At 80.1% G+C, this 211-nt stretch carries 1 pseudogene; it reads right to left on the reverse strand.

Features of this window, described 5'->3' with window-relative positions:
* Nucleotides 1-211: pseudogene (locus GTW08_RS19670) on the reverse strand (MFS transporter); the annotation flags it as partial.

Consider the following 211-nt stretch of genomic DNA (forward strand, 5'->3'; position numbering starts at 1 on the left):
GGGTCGGCCGCCATCAGGAGCCCGGTCGCCGCCGGGCCCGCCCCGATCGCGACGGCGTAGGCCGCCGCCAGCGCCTCGGGCAGCACGAAGATGCCGAGCATCCAGGCCATGAGGGCCAGCGAGCGCCGCCGGGGGTGGCCGAACACGACCGGCAGGCCGGCCAGCGCCGACCGCCACCAGGCGCCGGACCGGGCCGCCCACCGCGTCGCAG

This window comes from Pseudonocardia sp. SID8383 (assembly GCF_009864975.1).
In the GTDB taxonomy this organism is placed as follows: Bacteria; Actinomycetota; Actinomycetes; order Mycobacteriales; family Pseudonocardiaceae; genus Pseudonocardia; species Pseudonocardia alni.